The organism is Mycobacterium sp. MUNTM1 (assembly GCF_054660795.1).
On sequence record NZ_BAAGDE010000004.1, the window covers coordinates 145,325 to 167,059 of the forward strand.

21 protein-coding genes are annotated in these 21,735 nt (G+C 67.6%); 9 read left to right on the forward strand and 12 right to left on the reverse strand.

From position 1 onward, the window contains the following. Positions 1–226: 226 nt before the first annotated feature. Both glgX and ACYQ8K_RS04025 read right to left on the reverse strand, forming a co-directional pair. Positions 227–2,377 carry a glycogen debranching protein GlgX gene (gene glgX / locus ACYQ8K_RS04020; protein ID WP_459967029.1) on the reverse strand — a complete coding sequence of 717 codons (2,151 nt, stop codon included), beginning with the start codon at positions 2,375–2,377 and terminating at the stop codon, positions 227–229. A 92-nt stretch (positions 2,378–2,469) separates the two neighbouring features. Continuing rightward, positions 2,470–3,651 (reverse strand): zinc-dependent alcohol dehydrogenase, encoded by a 1,182-nt coding sequence (locus ACYQ8K_RS04025; RefSeq protein ID WP_459967028.1) that lies wholly within the window; start codon positions 3,649–3,651, stop codon positions 2,470–2,472. 64 nt (positions 3,652–3,715) lie between these two features. On the opposite strand from ACYQ8K_RS04025, the gene ACYQ8K_RS04030 reads away from it, so the two are divergent. Next, on the forward strand, positions 3,716–3,928 hold the full coding sequence (locus ACYQ8K_RS04030) for a hypothetical protein (RefSeq protein WP_459967027.1): 213 nt from the start codon (positions 3,716–3,718) through the stop codon (positions 3,926–3,928). A 37-nt stretch (positions 3,929–3,965) separates the two neighbouring features. Here ACYQ8K_RS04030 and ACYQ8K_RS04035 read toward each other — a convergent pair whose 3' ends face one another. Then, a complete protein-coding gene (locus ACYQ8K_RS04035; RefSeq protein WP_459967025.1) occupies positions 3,966–4,679 on the reverse strand; it encodes a GAF and ANTAR domain-containing protein in 714 nt (237 codons plus the stop codon). A gap of 306 nt (positions 4,680–4,985) precedes the next feature. Here ACYQ8K_RS04035 and ACYQ8K_RS04040 point away from each other — a divergent pair, with 306 nt between their 5' ends. After that, complete coding sequence (locus ACYQ8K_RS04040) at positions 4,986–6,296, forward strand: NAD(P)/FAD-dependent oxidoreductase (protein WP_459967024.1); 1,311 nt, start codon at positions 4,986–4,988, stop codon at positions 6,294–6,296. 20 nt (positions 6,297–6,316) lie between these two features. Here the strand turns inward: ACYQ8K_RS04040 and ACYQ8K_RS04045 are convergent, their stop codons facing one another. Both ACYQ8K_RS04045 and ACYQ8K_RS04050 read right to left on the reverse strand, forming a co-directional pair. Then, positions 6,317–6,853: a DUF1360 domain-containing protein gene (locus ACYQ8K_RS04045; protein WP_459967023.1), complete on the reverse strand. Its 537-nt coding sequence runs from the start codon at positions 6,851–6,853 to the stop codon at positions 6,317–6,319. A gap of 65 nt (positions 6,854–6,918) precedes the next feature. Further along, a complete protein-coding gene (locus tag ACYQ8K_RS04050) occupies positions 6,919–7,284 on the reverse strand; it encodes a MerR family transcriptional regulator (RefSeq protein ID WP_459967022.1) in 366 nt (121 codons plus the stop codon). A 142-nt stretch (positions 7,285–7,426) separates the two neighbouring features. On the opposite strand from ACYQ8K_RS04050, the gene ACYQ8K_RS04055 reads away from it, so the two are divergent. Together ACYQ8K_RS04055 and ACYQ8K_RS04060 are read left to right on the forward strand one after the other, a co-directional pair. After that, positions 7,427–7,876, forward strand: a complete 450-nt coding sequence (locus tag ACYQ8K_RS04055) for an Hsp20/alpha crystallin family protein (protein WP_459967099.1) — start codon at positions 7,427–7,429, stop codon at positions 7,874–7,876. A gap of 128 nt (positions 7,877–8,004) precedes the next feature. Next, positions 8,005–8,688 carry a PAS and ANTAR domain-containing protein gene (locus ACYQ8K_RS04060; protein ID WP_459967097.1) on the forward strand — a complete coding sequence of 228 codons (684 nt, stop codon included), beginning with the start codon at positions 8,005–8,007 and terminating at the stop codon, positions 8,686–8,688. 28 nt (positions 8,689–8,716) lie between these two features. Here ACYQ8K_RS04060 and ACYQ8K_RS04065 read toward each other — a convergent pair whose 3' ends face one another. Further along, complete coding sequence (locus ACYQ8K_RS04065; protein WP_459967096.1) at positions 8,717–10,369, reverse strand: sensor histidine kinase; 1,653 nt, start codon at positions 10,367–10,369, stop codon at positions 8,717–8,719. A 59-nt stretch (positions 10,370–10,428) separates the two neighbouring features. Next, entirely contained in the window at positions 10,429–11,097 is a 669-nt protein-coding gene (locus ACYQ8K_RS04070; RefSeq protein ID WP_459967021.1) for a response regulator, read from the reverse strand. Positions 11,098–11,317: 220 nt separating this feature from the next. Here ACYQ8K_RS04070 and ACYQ8K_RS04075 point away from each other — a divergent pair, with 220 nt between their 5' ends. Then, positions 11,318–11,734, forward strand: coding sequence for a pyridoxamine 5'-phosphate oxidase family protein (locus ACYQ8K_RS04075; RefSeq protein WP_459967020.1), 417 nt, complete (start codon positions 11,318–11,320; stop codon positions 11,732–11,734). 9 nt (positions 11,735–11,743) lie between these two features. On the opposite strand, the gene ACYQ8K_RS04080 is transcribed toward ACYQ8K_RS04075, so the two are convergent. Next, complete coding sequence (locus tag ACYQ8K_RS04080) at positions 11,744–12,718, reverse strand: Acg family FMN-binding oxidoreductase (RefSeq protein ID WP_459967019.1); 975 nt, start codon at positions 12,716–12,718, stop codon at positions 11,744–11,746. A 139-nt stretch (positions 12,719–12,857) separates the two neighbouring features. Between ACYQ8K_RS04080 and macS the strand changes: the two genes are divergently transcribed. Together macS and ACYQ8K_RS04090 are read left to right on the forward strand one after the other, a co-directional pair. Further along, positions 12,858–14,018 (forward strand): MacS family sensor histidine kinase, encoded by a 1,161-nt coding sequence (gene macS / locus ACYQ8K_RS04085; protein WP_459967018.1) that lies wholly within the window; start codon positions 12,858–12,860, stop codon positions 14,016–14,018. After that, entirely contained in the window at positions 14,008–14,673 is a 666-nt protein-coding gene (locus ACYQ8K_RS04090) for a response regulator (protein ID WP_459967017.1), read from the forward strand. The genes macS and ACYQ8K_RS04090 overlap by 11 nt, the downstream gene beginning before the upstream one ends. A gap of 52 nt (positions 14,674–14,725) precedes the next feature. Here ACYQ8K_RS04090 and ACYQ8K_RS04095 read toward each other — a convergent pair whose 3' ends face one another. The 3 genes from ACYQ8K_RS04095 to ACYQ8K_RS04105 form a co-directional block, all read right to left on the reverse strand. Further along, complete coding sequence (locus tag ACYQ8K_RS04095; RefSeq protein ID WP_459967016.1) at positions 14,726–16,042, reverse strand: acyltransferase family protein; 1,317 nt, start codon at positions 16,040–16,042, stop codon at positions 14,726–14,728. A gap of 153 nt (positions 16,043–16,195) precedes the next feature. After that, positions 16,196–16,486, reverse strand: coding sequence for a YiaA/YiaB family inner membrane protein (locus tag ACYQ8K_RS04100; protein ID WP_459967015.1), 291 nt, complete (start codon positions 16,484–16,486; stop codon positions 16,196–16,198). Between the two features lie 45 nt (positions 16,487–16,531). Beyond that, positions 16,532–17,818 (reverse strand): hypothetical protein, encoded by a 1,287-nt coding sequence (locus ACYQ8K_RS04105; RefSeq protein WP_459967013.1) that lies wholly within the window; start codon positions 17,816–17,818, stop codon positions 16,532–16,534. Between the two features lie 93 nt (positions 17,819–17,911). On the opposite strand from ACYQ8K_RS04105, the gene ACYQ8K_RS04110 reads away from it, so the two are divergent. Continuing rightward, on the forward strand, positions 17,912–18,967 hold the full coding sequence (locus ACYQ8K_RS04110) for a hypothetical protein (protein WP_459967012.1): 1,056 nt from the start codon (positions 17,912–17,914) through the stop codon (positions 18,965–18,967). Between the two features lie 46 nt (positions 18,968–19,013). Here the strand turns inward: ACYQ8K_RS04110 and ACYQ8K_RS04115 are convergent, their stop codons facing one another. Continuing rightward, on the reverse strand, positions 19,014–20,204 hold the full coding sequence (locus ACYQ8K_RS04115; RefSeq protein ID WP_459967011.1) for a cation:proton antiporter: 1,191 nt from the start codon (positions 20,202–20,204) through the stop codon (positions 19,014–19,016). A gap of 267 nt (positions 20,205–20,471) precedes the next feature. Between ACYQ8K_RS04115 and ACYQ8K_RS04120 the strand changes: the two genes are divergently transcribed. Further along, complete coding sequence (locus ACYQ8K_RS04120; protein ID WP_459967010.1) at positions 20,472–21,692, forward strand: HNH endonuclease signature motif containing protein; 1,221 nt, start codon at positions 20,472–20,474, stop codon at positions 21,690–21,692. The last annotated feature ends 43 nt before the right edge of the window (positions 21,693–21,735 follow it).

Consider the following 21,735-nt stretch of genomic DNA (forward strand, 5'->3'; position numbering starts at 1 on the left):
CCTGGGGCGACGCCGAGCGGTTCGACGCCATCAATGATCCGCAAAAGCGACGACCAATATCGCATTTTCGTCAAGATCAATCCCGCCGCGCCGCGCATACCCATGAATGCGGAGGCGGCCGACGGCTTGTCGCTCCCGACGACAGTGTCGTCATACACCGGCGCATCGTTTCGGCGCCGACCCGGCCCGCGGGCTCACCGGCCGAGATCTTGTCACTGGGCGAGCGTCAGTCGCCGTCGGGGGCCTGCAGCACCACGGCGGTGTGCGCGTCCACGGTGAACGTGCCTCCCCCGGGAACCTCGTCGGCGGGCGTGGCCTCTTCGGGCCCGGTGAAGACCACCACCCGCCAGGCGGCACCGAATTCCTTTGGCGGCAAGGTGAATTCAATCGGTTCGTAGTGGGCGTTGAAGCACAGCAGGAAGGAGTCGTCGAGCATCCGCTGCCCGCGCGCATCGCGGTCGGGGATGCCGTGACCGTTGAGGAACACGGTGACCGACTTGGCGAATCCGGCGCCCCAGTCCTCGTCGGTCATCTCCGCACCCTCGGGGGTGAACCAGGCGATGTCGGGCAGCCCGTCCTGACCACGGCGGCCCAGCGGTTTGCCGGAGAAGAACCGGCGCCTGCGGAACACCGGGTGCTCGGCGCGCAGCGCCGACACCGCGCGGGTGAACTCCAGCAGTCCGGCGTCGGCGCTGGACCAGTCGATCCAGGTGAGCTCGTTGTCCTGGCAGTAGCCGTTGTTGTTGCCGTTCTGGGTGCGGCCGAGTTCGTCGCCATGGCAGATCATCGGCACGCCCTGGGACAACAGCAGGGTGGTCAGGAAGTTGCGCTGCTGGCGGGCGCGCAGGTCGTTGATCTGCTCGTCGTCGGTGGGCCCCTCGGCTCCGCAGTTCCAGGACCGGTTGTGGCTCTCGCCGTCGTTGTTGTCCTCGCCGTTGGCCTCGTTGTGCTTCTCGTTGTAGGACACCAGATCGCGCAGCGTGAAGCCGTCGTGGGCGATGACGAAATTGATCGACGCCACCGGCCGCCGTGCGGTGTGCTCGTAGAGATCGGCCGATCCGGACAGCCGGTAGGCGAACTCGTCGAGGGTGGCGGGCTCGCCGCGCCAGAAGTCGCGGACGGTATCGCGGTACTTGCCGTTCCACTCGGTCCACTGCGGCGGGAAGTTGCCCACCTGGTATCCGCCAGGGCCGACGTCCCACGGCTCGGCGATCAGCTTGACCTGGCTGACGGTCGGATCCTGTTGCACGAGTTCGAAAAACGTTGCCAGGCGGTCGACGTCGTAGAACTCGCGGGCGAGCGTGGCCGCCAGGTCGAAGCGGAAGCCGTCGACGTGCATCTCGGTCACCCAGTAGCGCAGCGAATCCATGATCAGCTGCAGCGCGTGCGGGTGCCCGACGTTGAGGCTGTTGCCGGTGCCCGTGTAGTCCATGTAGTACTGCTTGTCGTCCTCGACCAGCCGGTAGTAGGCGGCGTTGTCGATGCCGCGCATCGACAGGGTCGGGCCCAGGTGATTGCCCTCGGCCGTGTGGTTGTAGACCACGTCGAGGATGACCTCGATGCCGGCTTCGTGCAGCGAGCGCACCATGGCCTTGAACTCCTGCACCTGCCCGCCCGGCGTGGTGGCGCTGGAGTACTTGAAGTCGGGCGCGAAGAAGCCAATCGTGTTGTAGCCCCAGTAGTTCGACAGCCCCTTGTCGACCAGGGTGGAATCGTTGGCGAAATGGTGCACGGGCATCAGTTCGATGGCCGTGACGCCCAGGCTCTGCAGGTGCTCGATGATCACCGGGTGCGCCACCCCGGCGTAGGTACCGCGCAGCTGCTCGGGGATGTCGGGATGGGTCTGGGTCATGCCCTTGACGTGCGCCTCGTAGACGACGGTGTCGGCGTAATGACGGTCCGGCGGCCGGTCGTTGCCCCAGTCGAAGTACGGATTGATCACCACCGACTTGGGCATGCTTGCGGCGGAGTCGTCGTCGTTGCGGCTGTCGGGGTCGCCGAAGTTGTAGCTGAACAGCGACTGGTTCCACTCGAACGAACCGTCGATGGCTTTCGAATAGGGGTCGACCAGCAGCTTGTTCGGGTTGCAGCGCTGCCCCGCGGCCGGGTCGTAGGGACCGTACACGCGGTAGCCGTAGCGCTGACCGGGTTCGATGTTGGGGATGTACGCGTGCCAGATGAAGCCGTCGACCTCCGGCAGCGTCACGCGGCTCTCGGCGCCCTCAGCGTCGAACAGGCACAGCTCCACCCGCTCGGCCACCTCGCTGAACACGGCGAAATTGGTGCCCGCGCCGTCGTAGGTCGCGCCCAGCGGGTAGGCCCTGCCCGGCCACACCTCTCCGGTGGGCGTGGGAGCGAGAGCGTCTGCGGTGGTCATGGCGTTTTCAATACCCTGCTTACACAACCGTCAAACTGTGCACCGCGCACCCTGTTGCCGGGACTAATCGGAAAGCATTGGGCCATAAACGATCACGGCTTGAGTATGACCTTCACCGCACCGTCCTGTTTCTTCTGGAAGATGTCGTAGGCGTGCGGTGCCTTATCCAGCGGCAGCACGTGGGTGGCGAAGCTGTCGACACCGAGCGGGTCCTCATCGGTGAGCAGCGGCATGATGTCGTCGACCCAGCGCTTCACGTTGGCCTGCCCCATCCGCAAGGTCACCTGCTTGTCGAACAGGGTGAGCATCGGCAGCGGGTCGGCCATGCCGCCGTACACGCCGATCAACGAGATCGTTCCGCCGCGCCGCACGATGTCGATGGCGGAGTACAACGCGGACAACCGGTCCACGCCGGCGGTTTGCATGACCCGTTTGCCGAGCGCATCGGGCAACAGCCCGGCGACCTGTTGCGCCAGTTTTGCCGCCGGAGAGCCGTGCGCCTCCATGCCGACCGCCTCGACGACCGAGTCGGTTCCCCGGCCGTCGGTCAGGTCACGGATCACGTCACCGAGCGAGCCGTCGAGCCGGCTCAAATCGATGGTGTGGATCCCGCGTTTGGCCGCGCGACCTAGCCGCTCGGGCACCAGGTCGACGGCGATGACGCGGTAGCCCAGGTGGTCGGCGATCCGCGCCGCCATGTCCCCGATGGGTCCCAACCCGAGCACGGTGACCGACCCACCGTCCGGAATGTTGGCATAGTCGACCGCCTGCCATGCCGTGGGCAGCACGTCCGACAAATAGACGAACCGCGAATCCGGCGGTCCCACAGGAACTTTGATGTGAGTGAACTGCGCCTGCGGGACGCGAAGCAGCTCGGCTTGTCCGCCCGGGACCGAGCCGTAGAGCTCCGAATAACCGAACAGCGCCGCCCCCATGCCCTGCTCGCGCACCTGGGTGGTCTCGCACTGGGTGTAAAGCTTCTCACTACACATCTGGCAACTGCCGCAGGAGATTTGGAACGGGATGACGACCCGGTCCCCCACCCTCAGGTCGCCCGCCTCGGTGCCAACCTCCCGCACGATTCCCATGGGTTCGTGGCCAAGGATGTCCCCGGGGTTCATGAATGCCCCGAGAATCTCGTAGAGGTGCAGGTCGGATCCGCAGATGTTGGTCGAGGTGACCTCGATGATGGCATCGGTGGGCTGCTCGATCTTCGGGTCGGGCACCGAGTCCACCCGTACATCGCGTTTGCCGTGCCACGTGACAGCCTTCATGTGAAGGGCGATACCCGCCTCGCATCGGTCGAAACCGCGTCCGGCACTGCTACGGGTTGAGCCCGTGGTGCTGACGGTCCAGGAAATCACCGAAGCGGATGTGCGCCTGGACAACGGCGTCACCATCGACTTCGACCCGGTGCTCGCCCGGGTTTTGGACCACCATCGGCGACGCGACGCTGAATACCACGCCTGGGGCGACGGCTACGAACCCAGCCGGATGCTCGACCACGGCGACGGCACCTCGCCGAGGGTCGGCCCGCGCCCTTTCCGATGAAGTGAATACCGCGAAAACCACTCGCCGACGACCAGATTCAGCGTTTCAGTCGGCAATGCTTGAGCGGGTGTTCGCTGTCGATGAGGGCGGCCGCGACGTCCACCAGCCTGATGTTGGATTGTTGCGAGAGCCGCCTGAGCAGTTCGAACGCCTCGACGGAATCGAGATTGAACCGTTCCATGACCACACCCTTGGCCTGGCCGATGACGTCACGCGAGGCGAGCGCGCTGCGGAATTGGTCCTGGCGGCGCATCATCGACCAGGCCAGCGCGATATGGGTGGCGTACACCGTGCCGAGCTCCACGGACTCCGCGCTGAATGCGCGCGGGGTATCCGCATAGAAGTTGAGGGCGGCCATGCTGCTGCCGTCGACGAACAACTCGAACGACAGGATGGAGCGGATCGGGGTCTGCTCGAGGGCATACCGGCGGTAGCGCAGCCAGCGCTGTTCGGCGTTCAGGTCGGCGATGTGCATGATGTGGTGCTCCCAGGCTGCGGCGAGGCACGGCCCTTCGCTGAACCTGTTCTGAATTGCGTCCAGGATCGTCGGGTAGCGATGCGTGGCGGCGACACTGCTGACCGACCTGCTCTTCTCGGCCAGCGTGATCCCCGCATACTGGGCGCCGGAGACGTGGTGCACCCCGTTTTCGATGAGCTCGTGCAGCCCGGCCGCGGTGTCGCGCTCGTCGCGCTCCAGATTCGTCACCAGCTCCACGAGCTGGGCGGCGATGGTGACGGTGCCGTCTCGCATTAACATCACCTCCAAAGGCCGTCCCGGCCGCGGAGCCCCTTCAACAGGGTCACGGTGACATTGACATTTTGCGATTGCCAACGCCCAATCAGAAGTCTATGAGCCATTCAGCGAAGCGCAAGGCCACCTAACGAACACGCCCAGGGGTGCGGTGGGACCCAGTCCGGCGATGGGGGGCAGACCGAGGGCTTGAATCTCCCGAGCGGCCTCAAACCCGCTCCTGGCCAATGCCTTTCGCTACCGGAACCCCGCGATCCGGGGATGTGGGTCGCGGCCCACCCTTCAACGCCGCCTACACTCGGGGCAGTGACCTCCATTGTGATCGTGGGAAGCGGCTTCACCGGATTCACCTGCGCCAGTCGGCTGGCCCGGACGCTGCGCCGACGGCGTGCACCCGTCGACGTCACGATGATCTCGCCGGTCGACTACATGCTGTACACGCCGCTGTTGCCCGACGTCGCCGGTGGCGTCGTCGATGCCCGCTTTGTTGCTGTCCCACTGGCCAATTCGCTCAAGGGCGTCCGCGCGGTGCGCGGCCGCGTGGACACCGTGGACTTCGACCGACGCACGCTGACCTATTGCGATCCCGAAGAGCGAAGCCATTCCATGTCCTGGGACCGGCTGGTCCTGACCCCGGGATCGGTGACCCGGTTGTTCGATGTCCCGGGGCTGGCCAGGCACGCGCGCGGGTTGAAGACCACCGCCGAGGCCCTCTATTTACGAGACCATTTCGTCGAACAGCTGGAGCTGGCCAACATCGAGGACGATCCCCGGGTGGCCGCGGCCCGGCGCACCGTCGTGGTGGTCGGCGCGTCGTATTCGGGCACCGAGCTGGTGGCCCAGCTGCGGGCGCTGGCGGACGCGGCGGCCAAACAGATGGGCTTCAACCCCGCCGAGGTCCGGTTCCTGCTGCTGGACCTGGCCGATCAGGTGATGCCCGAGGTGGGAAAGAAGCTGGGCGACGCCGCGCTCAAGGTGTTGCGCAAGCGCGGCATCGACGTCCGGCTCGGCATCACCCTCAAGGAGGCGCACGCCGATCACGTTGTGCTCAGCGATGATTCACGCATCGAGACGCGCACCATCGCCTGGGTCACGGGGGTGACCGGCGCCCCGTTGATCCAGAACCTGGGACTACCGACCGAAAAGGGCCGGCTCACAGTGCGGGCCGACCTGCAGGTGCCCGATCACCCCGAGGTGTTCGCCGCGGGTGACGCGGCCGCGGTTCCCGATCTGACTCAGCCGGGTAAGGTCACCCCGCCGACCGCCCAACACGCCACCCGGCAGGGCAAGGCGCTGGCCCGCAACGTCGCGGCCAGCCTCGGTCACGGCAGCAGCAAGGAATACAAGCACCGCAACCTGGGCCTGGTGGTCGACCTCGGACCGCGCTACGCGGTGGCCAACCCGCTCAACATCCATCTGTCCGGGTTGCCCGCCAAAGCGGTCACCCGGTCGTACCACTTGTACGCGATTCCGCGGGGCGTCAACCGGTGGGCGGTGTCGCTGGCGTATTTGACCGACGCGTTGTTCACCCGCTCGGTGGTCTCGATCGGGTTGTCCTCCGAGGGCGACGCGCAATTCACCGCCAGCGAAGGTATTCCGATGCCGAAGACGAGCTGACGCAGCCGATTTCGGCGAGCTCAGCCTTCGGCCGACTGCTGCGCCATCGCATAGGCGAGCTGCAGGAAGTCCGCGCCGGCCAGGGCGGTGAACACGCCCGCGATCAGCCGGGTGAATCGGGGTGCGAACACCAGGCCGATGGCAAACCCCGTGGCGACCCACATGTCCAGACAGAACGGGCAGGTCAGCAGCTCCCCCAGGCTGTGCCTCAGTTGGCTGTGCTTACGCACCTCCTCCTGGACCTCCGCGGGCCCGCCCGTGCCCTGGTAGTGCGTAAAGGGCGCGCGCAGCGGGCTGGTCACCGCGTCCTTTGTCAGGGTGCGCGACAGTTTGTGGGTGCCCAGCGTCAGCAGGAGCAGGTCTTGGACCCGCCAGCGCGTCGGCAACGTGCGCCCGCTGACCAGCGCGGCCAGCACCGCAACGGTCACCACGACGCCGTAGACGACCAGCACCGCCAGGTAGCCGCCCAGCGGCCGGTCGTTGTCGCCGCGGTAGGCGTCCGCTTCCTGCCGCGCGCTACCGGCGACCTGAGCACCGGCTTCCGCCAACTCACCCATCGCTTCTCCTCACAGGCACAGCGGGACGGGTACCCGGCGTCGGCCGATGCAATCCGCGGTGCGGTCTACCGGGTGCCGGGGTCGACGGGCTTGGCCGTCTTCGCGGCCTCACGCAAGCTGCGGTTGGTGGACCTCAGGTCCGTGTTCGCCGCCGACAGCGTGGCGTTGTGGTCCTCCAGATCGAGGATGCGCGCGACGCCGGCCAGGTTGACCCCGGAATCGACCAGCTCACTGATGCGCCTGAGGCGCATCAGGTCGTCGGCGCTATACCGGCGCGTTCCGCCGCGGCTGCGGGCCGGTGTGATCAGGCCGTAGCGCTCGTAGAGCCGCAGCGACTGCACCGCGATCCCGGACAATTCAGCCGCCACCGAAATGCCGTACACACCATGGTTGGACGAGGGGGCACCCGGGTCGCCACGGTGGTCGGCCATCGCACCTCTCCTTTGAGCAATCGGCTAGAAAATCTGTTTAGCACACTTGCGTCATTCTGTCGACAGTGCTATATCAAATCTATGTCGTTAGACATAGGAAATTGCCGACCCGCCGCCTAGATTGGAGTGAGAGGTGACCACCATGCTGATGCGTTCAGATCCCTTCCGTGAGCTCGACCGCTTCGCCCACCAGGTCCTCGGTACCGCCGCCCGGCCGGCCGTGATGCCCATGGACGCCTGGCGGGAAGGCGAGAAGTTCGTCATCGAGTTCGACCTGCCCGGCATCGATGCCGACTCGCTGGACATCGACATCGAGCGCAACGTGGTGACCGTGCGCGCCGAACGACCGGCCCTCGATCCCAACCGCGAGATGCTGGCCACCGAGCGGCCGCGCGGCGTGTTCAGCCGCCAGCTGGTGCTCGGCGAGAACCTCGACACCGACAAGATCGAGGCCTCGTACGCCGAAGGTGTTCTGCGCCTGCACGTTCCGGTGGCCGAGAAGGCCAAGCCGCGCAAGATCACCGTGGGCCGCGGTGACACGCCCCGTGCCGTCCGGGACAGCGCGGAGCAGCACGAGGTGATCAACGCCTGATCGACCGGCGGGCCGGGCGGCGGCCCCCTGCACGCACCCGCGTGCCGACTCCCCCAACCGCCGCCCGCCGCCGGCCCCAGGCCACCGGCGCGGACGTCTCGCCCGGTGCTACCGAGACCGGACACACCATGAAATGGGAACTCGACGGCCAAACCGCCGACGTCGAACGGGCGTTGGCCGGGGGCGCCGCGCAACCGGCGGGCTGGTTTCGGTTCTACTTCACCGACCAGCGCTGGGAATGGTCGGATCAGGTGCACCGCATGCACGGCTATGAGCCCGGCAGCGTCACCCCGACCACCGAACTGGTGCTGTCCCACAAGCATCCCGACGACCGCGGACACGTCGCGACCACCATCGAGCAGATTGTGCATACGCGCCAGGCTTTCAGCACGCGCCATCGGATCGTCGACACCCGGGGGGAGGTGCACCACGTCGTCGTGGTCGGCGACCGGATCTTCGACGACGACGGCGACGTGGTCGGAACGCACGGGTTCTACATAGACGTCTCCGGTCCCCGCGAACGCATGCGCGAGGACGAGATGAGCGCGAAACTCGCTGAGATCAGCGAGAATCGGGCCGGCATCGAACAGGCCAAGGGCATGCTGATGCTGATCTACGGGATCAACGAACGCGCGGCCTTCGACTTGCTCAAATGGCTGTCCCAGGAATCGAACGTCAAGCTGCGTCCGCTGGCCGAGCAGATCGCCACGGACTTCCGCCGGGCCGGCCTGCCGCTGAGCACGCAGTCCGAATTCGACCACCTGATGCTGACCGCGCACCAGCACGTCCGCTCCACCGGCGATCCCGAGTAAACAGCCTGCGGGCCAAGATCTTTCGCCATCAGTGGTCGTCGATCAGTGGGGCGACCCAATGCACCCGGGTGCCGCCCTCGGGCGGGCAGGTGATCTCACAGGTGCCGCCGAGTTGTTCGGCCCGCCGCTTCATGTTGGCCAGGCCGCTGCGCCGCGTGTTGGTGGCCGGGATGCCGCATCCGTCGTCAATCACGTTGAGGATGAACATGTCCGCGACGCTGATCTCGACGGTTAGCCGCGATGCTCCGGAATGACGCAAGGCATTGCTCACGGCTTCGGTGGTGACCGATTCGGCGTGGTCGGCCAGCTCGGCGCCGACGGCGGTCATCGGCCCGTCCAGGCGCACGGTCGTGACGAGATCGCGGTTTTCGGTCAGGTCGGCGACCACCCGCTGGATGCGCTGCCGGAAGTCTTCGCTGGCGGCCAGCGGGGATTTGAGCGCGAAGATCGTCGTGCGGATTTCCTCGATGATGGTCTGCAGGTCGTCGAGCGTGCGATTGAGCCGGTCGGCCACCTCCGGCGAGCGGGCCCTGGCCAGCGTGCCCTGCAGGTTCATGCCGGCCGCGAAAAGCCGCTGGATGACGTGGTCGTGGAGGTCATGCGCGATGCGTTCGCGCTCCGCCAAGATGGTCAGCTGCCGGGCGTCCTCACGCGCCGAGGTCAGCGCCAGCGCTATCGCGGCGTGCGTGGCGAAATCGCTGACCAGGTCCAGGTAGCTCTCGTCGAACGGCGGCTGATCTGCTCCGCGGGCGATGGCGATCACGCCGACGACCTCATCGCGGGCGCGCAGCGGCATCAGGATCGCCGGGCGCTGCCCGACGTCGGTGAAGGCCTGGATCGGATACCGCAGCTCCTCGGTGATCAGCGGCTCGCCGGACCGAAACACCGCGCCGCTGGTCGAGCCGTCGACCGGGACTCGCTGGCCCAGCACATCGGTGGCGTGTATCCCCACCGCGGCGGAGACCACCAGCGTGTCGACCTCGTCGTCGGCTGCGTCGGCGTCGTCCGGCACCAACACGATGGCCTGTTCGGCGTCGGTCAACACCCGCGCGCGTTCGGCGATCAGCTGCAGGGGACGCCGGTGCGGTTCGGGGCGCGACAGCAGCGCGGTGGTGATCTCGCGGCTGGCTTCGATCCACTTCACCGATGTCCGTTCGCGTTCGAAGACCTGCGCGTTGTCGATGGCGACGGCGGCCGCGAAGGCCAACGCGCGCGCGGCGACCTCGTCGGACTCGGAGAACACCCGCGCCGGATCGACGTGAGTGAGATACAGATTGCCAAACACGGTGCCGCGGATGGTGATCGGGACCGCGAGGAAGGCGCGCATCGCCGGATGGTATTCGGGAAAACCGACCGCGGCGGGGTGCGTGGTCAGATCGTCCATCCGCAGCGCGGGCGTGTCCAGCAGCGACAAACTCAACAGCCCCTTGCCGACCGGCAGGTGCCCGATGCGCCGAACGGTCTCGGCGTCCATGCCCTCGTGGACAAACGACATCAAGTCGCCGTCGCGATCGCGGATGGCCAGCGCCCCGTACGGGGCTGAGGTTAATTCCCTTGCGGCGCTGATGATCCGGTGCAGCGTGGCGTCGAGGTCGAGGCCCGCGCCGATCTCCACGATCACCCGCAGCAATTGCTCCATCTGATCGCGCGCGGCCAGCAGCTCGTCGAGCTGGGCATGCATCTTGCCGACCAGCCCGCGCTGTCCGAGTCCGGCGAACGCCGAGCCCTTTTCGCCGCCGGTCACCCCGACCAGTCCGGCGGCGTCGACGGTGGGCCGGACCGCTGATTGAGTTTCGACGCGAACACCGCCGCCTGGGTGCGGCGCTCCATGCCGAGTTTGGCCAACAACCGCGACACGTAGTTCTTCACCGTCTTCTCCGCGAGGAACATCCGCGCGGCGATCTGCCGGTTGGTCAATCCTTCGCTGAGCAGTCCGAGCAGCGTGCGTTCCTGCTCGGTCAGTCCGGACAGCGGATCCTCGCGCGTGGTCGCGCCGCGCAGCTTGGCCATCAGCGCCGCGGCCGCCCGGTTGTCCAGCAGCGACTTGCCGGCACCCACCTCTTTGATCGCGTGCGCCAGCTCCATGCCCTTGATGTCCTTGACGACGAACCCGCTGGCACCGGCCAGGATCGCCTCGAGCATCGCCTCGTCGGAGGTGAACGACGTCAACATCAGGCAGCGCAGGTCGGGGTGATCCGACACCAGGTCGCGGCACAGTTCGATGCCGTTGCCATCGGGCAGGCGAACGTCGAGCACGGCCACGTCGGGCTGCAGCGCCGGTATCCGGGCTTTCGCCTCCGCCACCGTGCCCGCCTCGCCGACGATCTGGAGATCGGCGTCGGAAGCGAGCAGATCGGAAAGACCGCGGCGGACGACTTCGTGGTCGTCGACCAGGAACACCTTGACCATGGCGGGCCCTTTCCTGCCGGTCTCGCAACTGGAAAGATTCGCGGCAGACCAGACCAATATCCCATATTCTCGACGGGAGCCATCGAGAAGCAACGGGTTCAACGACTTTGGTCCCCACGGCTGAGGACCTTCGGCCGACGCTCCGGCTGACGGCGCGTCAATACCCTTGCGGCAGTGGCCCGTTGCGGACACCGGACGCATTCGCGGGAAGGGAATCTTGATGACCGATGACGGAGTCACCATCCTGCCGGTGCACGAGTGCTGGGAGCTCCTCGCCAGCCTGGCGCTGGGCCGGCTGGTCACCTACGCCGACGGTCAGCCCGACATCTTCCCGGTCAACTACGTCGTCCAGCGCCGGACCGTGCTGTTCCGCACCGCCGCGGGAACCAAGCTGGTCAGCGCCGCGATCAACAATCGGGTGCTGTTCGAGGTCGACGACCACAACGTCGCCGAGGCATGGAGCGTGATAGTCCGCGGCACCGCGCGGTCGCTGCGCACGCCCGAGGAACTCGAGGAGGCCGAACGCGCGCAGGTGTTGCCGTGGACCAGGCCGGAAAAGACGCACTATGTGCGCATCGTTCCGCAGAGCATCACCGGCCGCCGGTTCCAGTTCGGGTCGCCGCCGGGTGACGTGTAGCGCCCACGATCAGTTCGCCCACTCGACGAAGTCGCCCAGGTCGCGTCGCGGCGTCGCCGGCAGCGGGTCGGCGTTGATCGGCGCCCAGCCCACCCGAAGCAGCATCTGCGGGTAGTTGCTGTCGCCGAAGATGTCGGAGCGGACCGCTTCGCGGGTTGCGGGCATCTCCAGGGGTTCGGTGACCGGGCAACTGGCCAGCCCCGTCGACGTCGCGGTGAGCAGCGCGACGCTGGTCGCTTCCCCGGCACGCAGCTGCGCCAGCCGGTCGTCGTGGCGGGTGCCGAGCGCGAGCACCACGGCGTTGTCGTCGGCCGGGCACGAATCCGGCGCCATCGGCAGGACCGCTCCGGCGAACACGCGGCTCGGGATCTTGGCGTCCGGATCGGATAGCGGCGCGTTGTGGGCCGGAACGCCCGCGACCGAGAAGTAGCGCCCGCTCCACGCCGTGAGCTCGGCGAGATAGTCCTGGGTCAGGTGCTCGCGGACGGATTCGGCGACGATGTCGTGCAGCCTGTCGATGTCTTCCACCTGGCACAGTGTGACGCCGGCGCGGGCGGCGCGCGCCGCCATCAGCGCGATATCACCCATCGGCACGGGCCAGGAGCTGTAGTGGCGCCGATCGGTGCGCCGCCGCGGGATGGCGGCCGCGAGCGCGATGTCGACGTAATCGGCGAGCTGCGGGGAGAGCTCGATGGTGGCGAGGTGGGTGGGATCGTCGGGGTTCGGCAGCCGGCTCACCCGGGATCGCCACCCCACCGCCGCGAACGCCGCCACGCAGTGATGCAGCGCCGTGCCGCAACTCAGGATCAAGTCGCGACCATCGGGGTCGGTATTGGGCAGTTGCCGGCCGGGGTCGGCGTACAGCTGCAGGCTCGCCGCGTCGACGCGCCACCGCCACGGTTGGGTGTTGTGCACCGACGGGGCGCGCGATGCCAAAGTCAGGGCCGTCCGGATCGTTCCGGCGTCCGGAAAGCGGGTGTCCATGCCCGGTCCCCCTCTCGCGTAGCGCCTACAGATATCCACGATCACGCGTTCGCGGCGGTCTTGCGAGGGCACGACGGCTCTAGCTCAAGGGACTTTTGGCAATATCCGCGGCCGGCCCGCAGTGGGGCCATCGGCCTTTATGCTGACCACGATGGCGACCCACGGCCCCGATCCCACCACGCCGCTGTGGCGCGCGGCGCAAGTGTTCCGCCTGCTGAGCTGCGTCTACGCCACCGGCTTTCAAATCGCGATCAACCCGGATCTGGTTCGGCCCGTGCTGGGTTGGGTGCTTTTCGCCGGGCTGATCGGCTGGAGCGCGGCGTGCGCGGTCGCCTATCTGCGGGGCTTCGGCCGCACACCGGCGTGGGTGCTCGCCGAGCTGGCGGTCGTCGTCTTGCTGATGTGGTCGAACAACCTCGTCGCGAGCCCGCACTGGGCGGCCGACAACCAGACCTGGCCGACGACATTGTGGGCCAGCAATCCCACGATCTCGGCCGCCATCCAGTTCGGCCCCGCGGGCGGGATGCTGACCGGCCTGGCGGTGATGGCCACCAATTTCGCCGTGAAGGACTACCTCGCGCTCAACCTCGGGCACAACGCCACCGTCATCATCGAACTGGCGATCGGCATGGCGATCGGCATGGCCGCGCAGACCGCACGGCGCGCCCACGACGAGCTGCAACGCGCGGCCCAATTGACGGCCGCGGTGCAAGAACGCGACCGCCTGTCCCGCCAGGTGCACGACGGGGCCATCCAGGTGCTGGCGCTGGTCGCCAAGAAGGGGCACGAGATCGGCGGCGCCACAGCTGAACTCGCCGACCTGGCGAGCGAGCAGGAACGCGCGCTGCGGCGCTGGCTGGCGTGCACGGACATCGATCAGGACGCCGACGGCGCCACGGTCGACCTGCGCACGTTGCTGCGGTGCCGGGAATCCGATCGGGTGTCGATCAGCCTGCCCGGCACCCCGGTGCCGTTAGGACGTTGGGCGGCAACCGAACTCGATGCCGCGGTGGCCAATGCGCTGGACAACGTGGTCGCCCATGCCGGTCCGAAGGCGCACGCGTTCGTGCTCGTGGAGGACCTCGGCGATTCCGTTCTGGTCAGCGTCCGCGACGACGGCGTGGGGATTGCCGCCGGCCGACTCGAAGAAGCGACGCGTCAGGGGCGCCTGGGCATCTCCCAATCGATCGTGGGACGGTTGACGTCGTTGGGCGGCAGCGCCGAATTGCACAGCGAGCCCGGGGACGGCACCGAGTGGGAGTTGTGCGTGCCGCGCCGGGAGGCACGCCATGACGGATGACGCGACGCCGACGACGGTGATGGTGGTCGACGACCATCCGATCTGGCGCGACGCGGTCGCTCGCGACCTGGCCGAGGTCGGCTTCACCGTGGTCGCCACCGCCGACGGTCTGGCCACCGCCCAGCGGCGGGCGGGCGTGGTCAAGCCCGACGTGGTGGTGATGGACATGCAACTCGCCGACGGCGACGGTGCGCAGGCGACCGCCGCGGTGCTCGCGGTCTCCCCCTCGTCGCGGGTGCTGGTGCTGTCGGCCTCCGACGAACGCGAGGACGTTTTGGAGGCGGTCAAGGCCGGCGCGGCGGGCTATCTGGTCAAGAGCGCCTCGAAAGTCGAACTGGCGCAGGCGGTGACGGACACCGCGGCCGGGCGGGCCGTGTTCACCCCGAGCCTGGCCGGACTGGTGCTCGGTGAATACCGGCGCATCGCGCAGAGCAAGGACGACGGCCCCGCTCGCCCCAGCCTCACCGACCGCGAGACGGAGGTGTTGCGTTACGTCGCAAAAGGGCTGTCCGCCAAGCAGATCGGCGCGAAGCTCTCGCTGAGCCACCGCACGGTGGAAAACCACGTGCAGGCGACCTTTCGCAAGCTTCAGGTCGCCAATCGGGTGGAGCTGGCCCGCTACGCCATCGAGCACGGCCTCGACGAAGAGCCGTGACCCGACGAGGCGGTGGGATAACCCTTGCCTCGCGGGTCGACGGATCGCGCGGCTACCGCGACAGGCGCGCCGGCACTGTGCGGTGGTGCTGGGCCACGATCCGCGCGGTCACCAGTGCGGCCACCACCACGCTCATGCACACCAGCCCGTCGTTCTTGAGGCCCCACCTGATCGCGGCGAGCAGCGCCACGCCGGCCACGCACAGCAGGGCACCGACGGCCGCACCCCACCCGCGCGAGGTCACCGCGGGCGCGCCGTCCCAGCCGGACAGCGGGTTGTTCTCCAGTGGCCGCAGCACGACGAACAGCACCGCCACCGCGACGACCACGAGGAACAGCTGCGCGAGGCTGACGGCGAGAAAGTCCGGCGCACCCGGAAAGCGCGGGCGGCCAAGGTAATCGAAGGCCAGGTGCACGCCCAGCAGCACCGGCATGTGCCACAGGTACAGGGTCATCGCGCCGGAGTTGCCGATCGCGGTCCACCACCACACCCGCGGCCGCTGCGCCCAGCGTGCGATCGCCGGTGCGGCCGCGATCGCCAACGCGCTCAGGATGATTGCGTGCCCGGCCAGCAGCAGCGACGGTGGGCTGGTGTTGGACAGATGGTGGTCACCGGTGCCGACCATGCTCAGCTGATACGGGCCCCAGTGCACCAGGGCGACATCCACGGCGAAGACGGCAGCGGCGACGGCCAGCGCGGCGCGGCCGTCGAGCAGCCCGCGACGGTAGGCCACCCCGAACATGGCGGGAATGAGCCAGACGGCCAGGTTGAGGTAACCCAGCGGCATCAGCGCCGGCCAGTGCAACCGGATCACGTCGATCAGCGCGATGGCGCCGTAGACCGCGGCCACGTTGGCGGCCAGCCGTCCGGCCGTGGTGATGCGGTGCAGCACGGGCATGGCGGCCAGCACCAGGACGTAGGCCCCCAGGAACCAGAGCAGCTGCGTGCTGACGCCGGCGACCGGCTCGTAGATGTGTTGCGGCAGAGCCTGATACAGCACCGTCAGTGTCACGGCCCAGAATGCCAGGTAGTAGAACACCGGCCGGAACAGCCGGGTGCAGCGCTTCATCAGCCAGTCTCCCCAGTTGGTGCCGGGAGCCCAGGAGGACACGCAGGCCGCCGCACCGGCGAAGAAGAACAACGGCATGATCTGCAGCAGCCACGTCATCGCCTGGAACAGCACCGAGGTGGTGAGCAGGTTGTCCCAGATCAACACGTGGTTGCGAATGATACTGGCCGCCATCACGGTATGGCCGAGCACCACGCCGACCAGGGAGGTGATCCGGATGACGTCCAGGACGCGGTCGCGGTCGGCCGGCGTGCTCGCGGCCACCTCGGCGACGTCGGGAAATCTCACAAGAGTTGTCATGGGAGCGAAATGCCCTTCTGCTGATGCGGATACGTTGTGCAACGTTGTGCTGGAGAGTTGTGGTGGAGAGGGAGTCGTGCGATGAGAGAAGCATCGCCGATGGCGCGGGCGGGGACCTGCGCGCTTCTACGCGTTGAGGCTGAGTAGTACTACTCAGTTCGAGGCGTTGAGCGGGTCGTAGTCGGCGAGCAGCCTTTCGATGCGGGCCTCGTCGAGTCGTACCCGCACGGTGGCGGCCTCCTGCTGGTCACGGATCACCTTGGCCAGAGTGAACGCGCTCGACACCAGGAACAAGAAGGTGACGCCGAGAAACAATCGTGGCCACGGGTCAAGCGGAAGGAAGTAGATCCCGCCGAGCGCGGCCACGAAGCTGATCGCGAACGCGACGGCGGCCTGAACGAAGAAGGCGGCGGTGGTTTTCGACATGCTGTTGGGAACGGTCATGCCAACAAGCCTGCGGCAGTGAACCGTTGGCGGGGATCCGTAAGACTACTCAGATTCGGCGGCGCGATCGCGGGGCCGCGCCAGCAGCGCCGCCGCCGCGCCCGCGGCACACACCCCGATCGCGGCGGCGACCACCGTCGCCACCTCGACCGAGGCGAACTCGGAGTCCACCAGCGGTTTGACCACCGCCACCACGCCCAGCGCCGGCATCACCAGCCGGACCCACCAGGCCACCACGCTGTCGCCCGGGATCCGCGAATTAGCCTCTGTGACAAACACATACAGCGCCATCAGCAGCAGGGGCGCCGCGCCGAGGATGACCAGCCCGATCCAGCGCGCGCCGTGCGCCGAGACTACGACGGCAACCACAGCGACGAGCCCCACCACCGCCAGTCGCAGGCCGGCGTTCGGTGTCGCCTCGCGCATCACCGCCAGGCCCGCGGCCGCGCGCATCGTGGCCCACCCCGAAGACAGCGCGGCCGCCACGGCCAGGCTGATGCCCGCGATGGCCATCCATTTCTGGCCGGGCCCGGCATAGAATTCGGGCACCGCCTCGGCCAGGTGCATGGCACTCCATCGCCACGGCCCCACCACACCCTGATGATCACCGACCCACAGCACCACCGCCGCCACGGCCACCAACGCAACGGCCAGCGACATGGATCTCCCGGGCCTGGCTACGCGCGCGCTTCGGACCGTGATGAGTTCAACGCCGACCATCCCCAGGCCGAAGCCGACGAGCTGGCCGGACAGCTGTACCTGCGTTGCGGCCGTGCCGATGACGACTGCGTCACTGCCTGCGGCGACGCGGGCGGTCACCGCCACGGCGAGATAGACGTAGACGAGCAGGCCCGCGAGCACCAGTGGCGTCACCACCGATGCGACACCCCGGCTCGGAAACCGACAGGCGGCGGCACCGACGGCGGCGGCGGTCCCCACCGCGGCAACCGGTAACCACGACACAATCGTCGCGGGATCAACGCCTGGTGAAAGCAGCTGCAGCAGCTCCAATCCGAGGGTGGTGGCGAACTTCGCGGCCAGTACCAGGTAGGCGGTCAGCTGGAGGATGCCCGCGGCCGTCCCCGCTCTCGGGCCCAGGGTGGCACCGATCAACTCGGCGGTGTTGCGCGCGTTTGGCGCGTGCGCATGCAACCGCGCCAACGCGTAGATGACCGGAACCATAACCGCCGCCCCGACGACGGCACCCAATCCGTGCACCGCGGCGGACACGATCACGGCCATGCTCAGGCCGGCGGCCCGCCAGGTGCCCAGCGCAGACATCTTCGAGCCGGACCCTGGCCGCGGATTCGCCCGCAGCATTTTCTTCGGCATCGCCCAAGCATGACGCAGCGGCTATGCAATTGATCCCGGAACACGGGGCGGTTTCGATACTTTTGTAGGTCCAACGGCAGTGAGGGCTCAGATATGACTGACACGGTCAAGGTGTCTGTGGACCGCAGCTCGGTCGCCATGGGCGACGACGTCGACTCTCACCGCGAATTCTGGGTTTTCCCCGAATCGGCCACCGTCGACGACCTACTGGTCGAAATCTCGTCGCACTTCCTGCCGGGAGTCGCCGGCCCGGCCGGCTGGCGCGTGTACCTCGGGACTCGTCGCGACCGGCAACGGGAGATCGGCCTCGTCTACACCCGCGATGACCTCAGACAGCAGGACCAGATCTGCAGGTTGTCGGCCGGCAACACAACGCTGGGTGAGTTGTCCCGATGGTCCGGCTTGCCGGAGTTGGATGTCTACGCCGCCTACCTGACCTTTGACCAAGCCCGACCCTTGACACTGGACGAGGTGACGGGCGGCCCCAGTTTCACCGGTTCTCGGCCGACCAAGCTGGAATCCGAGGCGGCCGCCGACGCCAAGCGTGACTGGGTGATGATGCGCGAACTCGACCGACGCGCCGCCGCGGTGGCCGGTGCGCGACGCGACTGGGTTCGGGCCAATCTGCTCGCGGCGCCGCCGCCGTGGATTGACGTCTTCATCGCACGCAACTTCCCCTATCTGACCGAGCTGCACTGCCCCGCCAGCATGACCCTGGCGGCAAATATGCTGGGGATCAACGAATCCAGTGGCGAGCAGTTGGCGGCGCGGGCCAACGTCGACGTGCGCTCCGACATCGTGATCCTGGCGATGGTGCTGGCCGCTTTCGAGTGGGGAACCCAACGCGATACGTGGCGCGTCGGCGAACGACCATACTGCAAGGCGTATCTCGAGCTACTCGCCCATTGCGGCTACCGGCTCTCGCCGATCGAACAGGTCATGGCCGGCCACATCAGCATCGAGCAACTCAAACTTTCCGAGGCCGATAGCGCCAGACTCGACCGCATCCGGCAACTCCGAGACCAGCAATACCAGCTCCGAATGAACCGCTACTACACAAAAACCCTCAGCGAGGAGCAATACCGGGCCGCCATCGGACCCGTCCACTCAGAGCTTTCCAGTTTAGGAGAGCTTCCCGGGCCGACGTAGGTCATCGAGACCGGCTGCGCTCGAACGGAGTCCGCGTCGCCGCCGGTTACTTGGCGGCGGCCTTGGCGGGCTCGTCCCGTTCGGCGGCACCCTGGCGGCGCGCCGCGATCGCGCCCGCGATCGACGTGCAGGCGATGGTCAGCAGGGAGCCGAACATCAACGCCGACGCTTCGGCCGGGGCGAGCAGGTGCTGCTGGGTGCCGATGGTGGCGGCGGCCACCGCCACGCCAAGCTGAGTGGAGGACATCACCGCATACGTGAGCGGCTGGCCGAGCAGCCTTCCCGCGCAGTGCGCCAGCACACCGCCCAGCCCCAGGCCGACCCCGAGCAGAATGTATTTCGGCTGCGATCCTAGCTCGCGCACTTGCAGCGAGGCGCCGAGCCAGACGAAGAACACCGGGCTGAAGAAACCCTCGGTGATGCCGAACAACTGGCGCGCCAGCCGCCGCGGCTCGCCGACCGTGGCGATCACCAACCCGAGCGCGAATCCCGCCAGCATGATCGACACGTCGGTGCTGACGGCCAGCATCGCCAGCCCGAACAGCACCAGCAGGTTGATCCGCAGTTCCAGCGCCAGCCGGTTCTTGTGCGAGTAGTCGTGCATGCGCTGACGCCAGCCCCGGCGGTCGACCCAGCGCAGCACCACGTAAAGCAGCACCGCGCAGCCCGTGATCGCCAACCCACCCAGCGCCGCGGACGCCGCGTGACGAAAGTCAATCACCAAGGGAAGCAACACGATACACGCCGCGTTCGCGATGGCTATCTGCGCTGTCACGGACAGCACCTGCGGCCCGCGCAATCGCAGCGAGTCGATCATCGGCAACGTCATGGCCGCCGACGACGAGGCCATCAGCACCGCGAAGAGCGCCGCGTGTCCGGTGCCGAACTGCGTGGCCAGCCCGAAGCCCAGGGCCGCCGCGGCGGCGCCGGCCAGAACCGCTCGGGCCAACGCCTTCGGCACGGCCGAACGCATCGCGGGGTCGCGCACCGGGACGTGGCTGCCCACCACGAACATCACCAGCGCGAAGCCGATGTTGGCGAACAATTGGAAGGTCGGGTCGGTGGCATCGACGACGCCGAAACCGGTCTTGCCGATGACCAGACCCGCGATGAGTTCGCCGACGATCACCGGTATCCGCAGGCGCGGCACGGAGGCCAGCACCGGGCCGGCGAAACCAACGGCGGTCAGCAGCGCCAAAGTAGGAAAACCGAATCCGTGCACCAGGTTATTCTGCATGGTGGAGGGCCAGAACCCGCTTGGCTCGCGGTCTGCGGTGTGGGCTTGTTGCAGCGGGTTGACTTGTTGTTCTTCGGATTTAGGTTGCGAGATCTCTGTGCACTAGTCCGTGCCAGGGTGGCCCCGGTTGGCAGCGTGCACTGTGAATGCCGCCGTGTGCTGCGACTGCGGTGCGGGGTGAATGGTTTTTGGCGGGGTGGATGGTGGCGCTGCCCCGATGCGGATTGCGGCCCGCATCTTGTCGGACCCCCCTGCAATGCTGTCGTTATGTCTGCGACCGCGACTGCACGTAGCGTCGAAGCGTCTCCCAAGGAACGTCTTGAGGTGCTGTTCGAGGAGCTGGCGGAGTTGGCCGGCCAGCGCAACGCGATTGATGGGCGCATCGTGGAGATCGTGGCCGAGATCGATCGCGACGAGCTCTGTGGAATGACGGGTGCGCGGTCGGTGCCGGCGCTGGTGGCCTGGAAGACCGGCTGCTCGCCGGCCAACGCCCACACGATCGCCACCATAGCGAGCCGGCTCGAGGAGTTCCCGCGCTGCGCGGCGGGCATGCGAGAAGGCCGGCTGTCGGCCGATCAGGTCGGGGTGATCGCCGCACGCGCCGGCGAGGGATCTGATCAGCACTACGCAGAGCTGGCCGCGGTCGCGACGGTCAACCAGCTGCGCACCGCGGTCAAGCTGGAACCGCGACCCGAACCCGAATCCCGGCCAGAGGGGCTTGAACCACAGGCCTCGATCACCAAGACCTCCGACGACGAAGGCGCCTGTTGGCGGATCACCCTTCCACACCTGGACGCGGCGAAGTTCGACGCGGCGTTGGCGTCTCATCGCGATGCGCTGATCGCCGAGTGGAAGCGTGATCACGATGATGGCGACCGCGCCCGCGATCAGCTGCCGCCGTTGCCGGGCACGGTGGAGGCGTTCATGCGCTTGGTGGAGGCCGGGTGGGACGCCGAGGCGGCGCGGCGCCCGCATGGGCAGCACACCACCGTGGTGGTGCACCTCGACGTTGAAAAGCACGCCGCAGCACTGCATCTGGGTCCGTTGCTGTCTGACGCCGACCGCCGCTACCTGACCTGTGATGCCACCGCCGAAGTCTGGTTCGAACGGCACGGCGAGCCCATCGGGGCGGGCCGGGCGAGCCGGCTGATCAATCGGCGGCTGCGCCGCGCGCTGGAGCATCGCGACCGCACGTGCGTGGTTCCGGGCTGTGGTGTCACCCGTGGTCTGCACGCCCATCACCTGCGGCACTGGGAAGACGGCGGCCCCACCGAGTTGGCCAACCTGGTGTTGGTGTGCCCCTACCACCATCGCCAGCATCATCGAGGTGCCATCACCATCACCGGACCGGCCGGCCACCTCGTCGTGACCGACTGCGCCGGGCACGAACTACACCCCGGATCGCTGGCCCGGGTGCCGACGAGCCCCCCACCCGCAGTCCCACCGTGCCCCGGACCCCTCGGCGAGCGCGCCCAGTGGTGGGGGTAGGACCCCATCCCACCCCAACCACCCCCCCCAACCAACAGAGCGC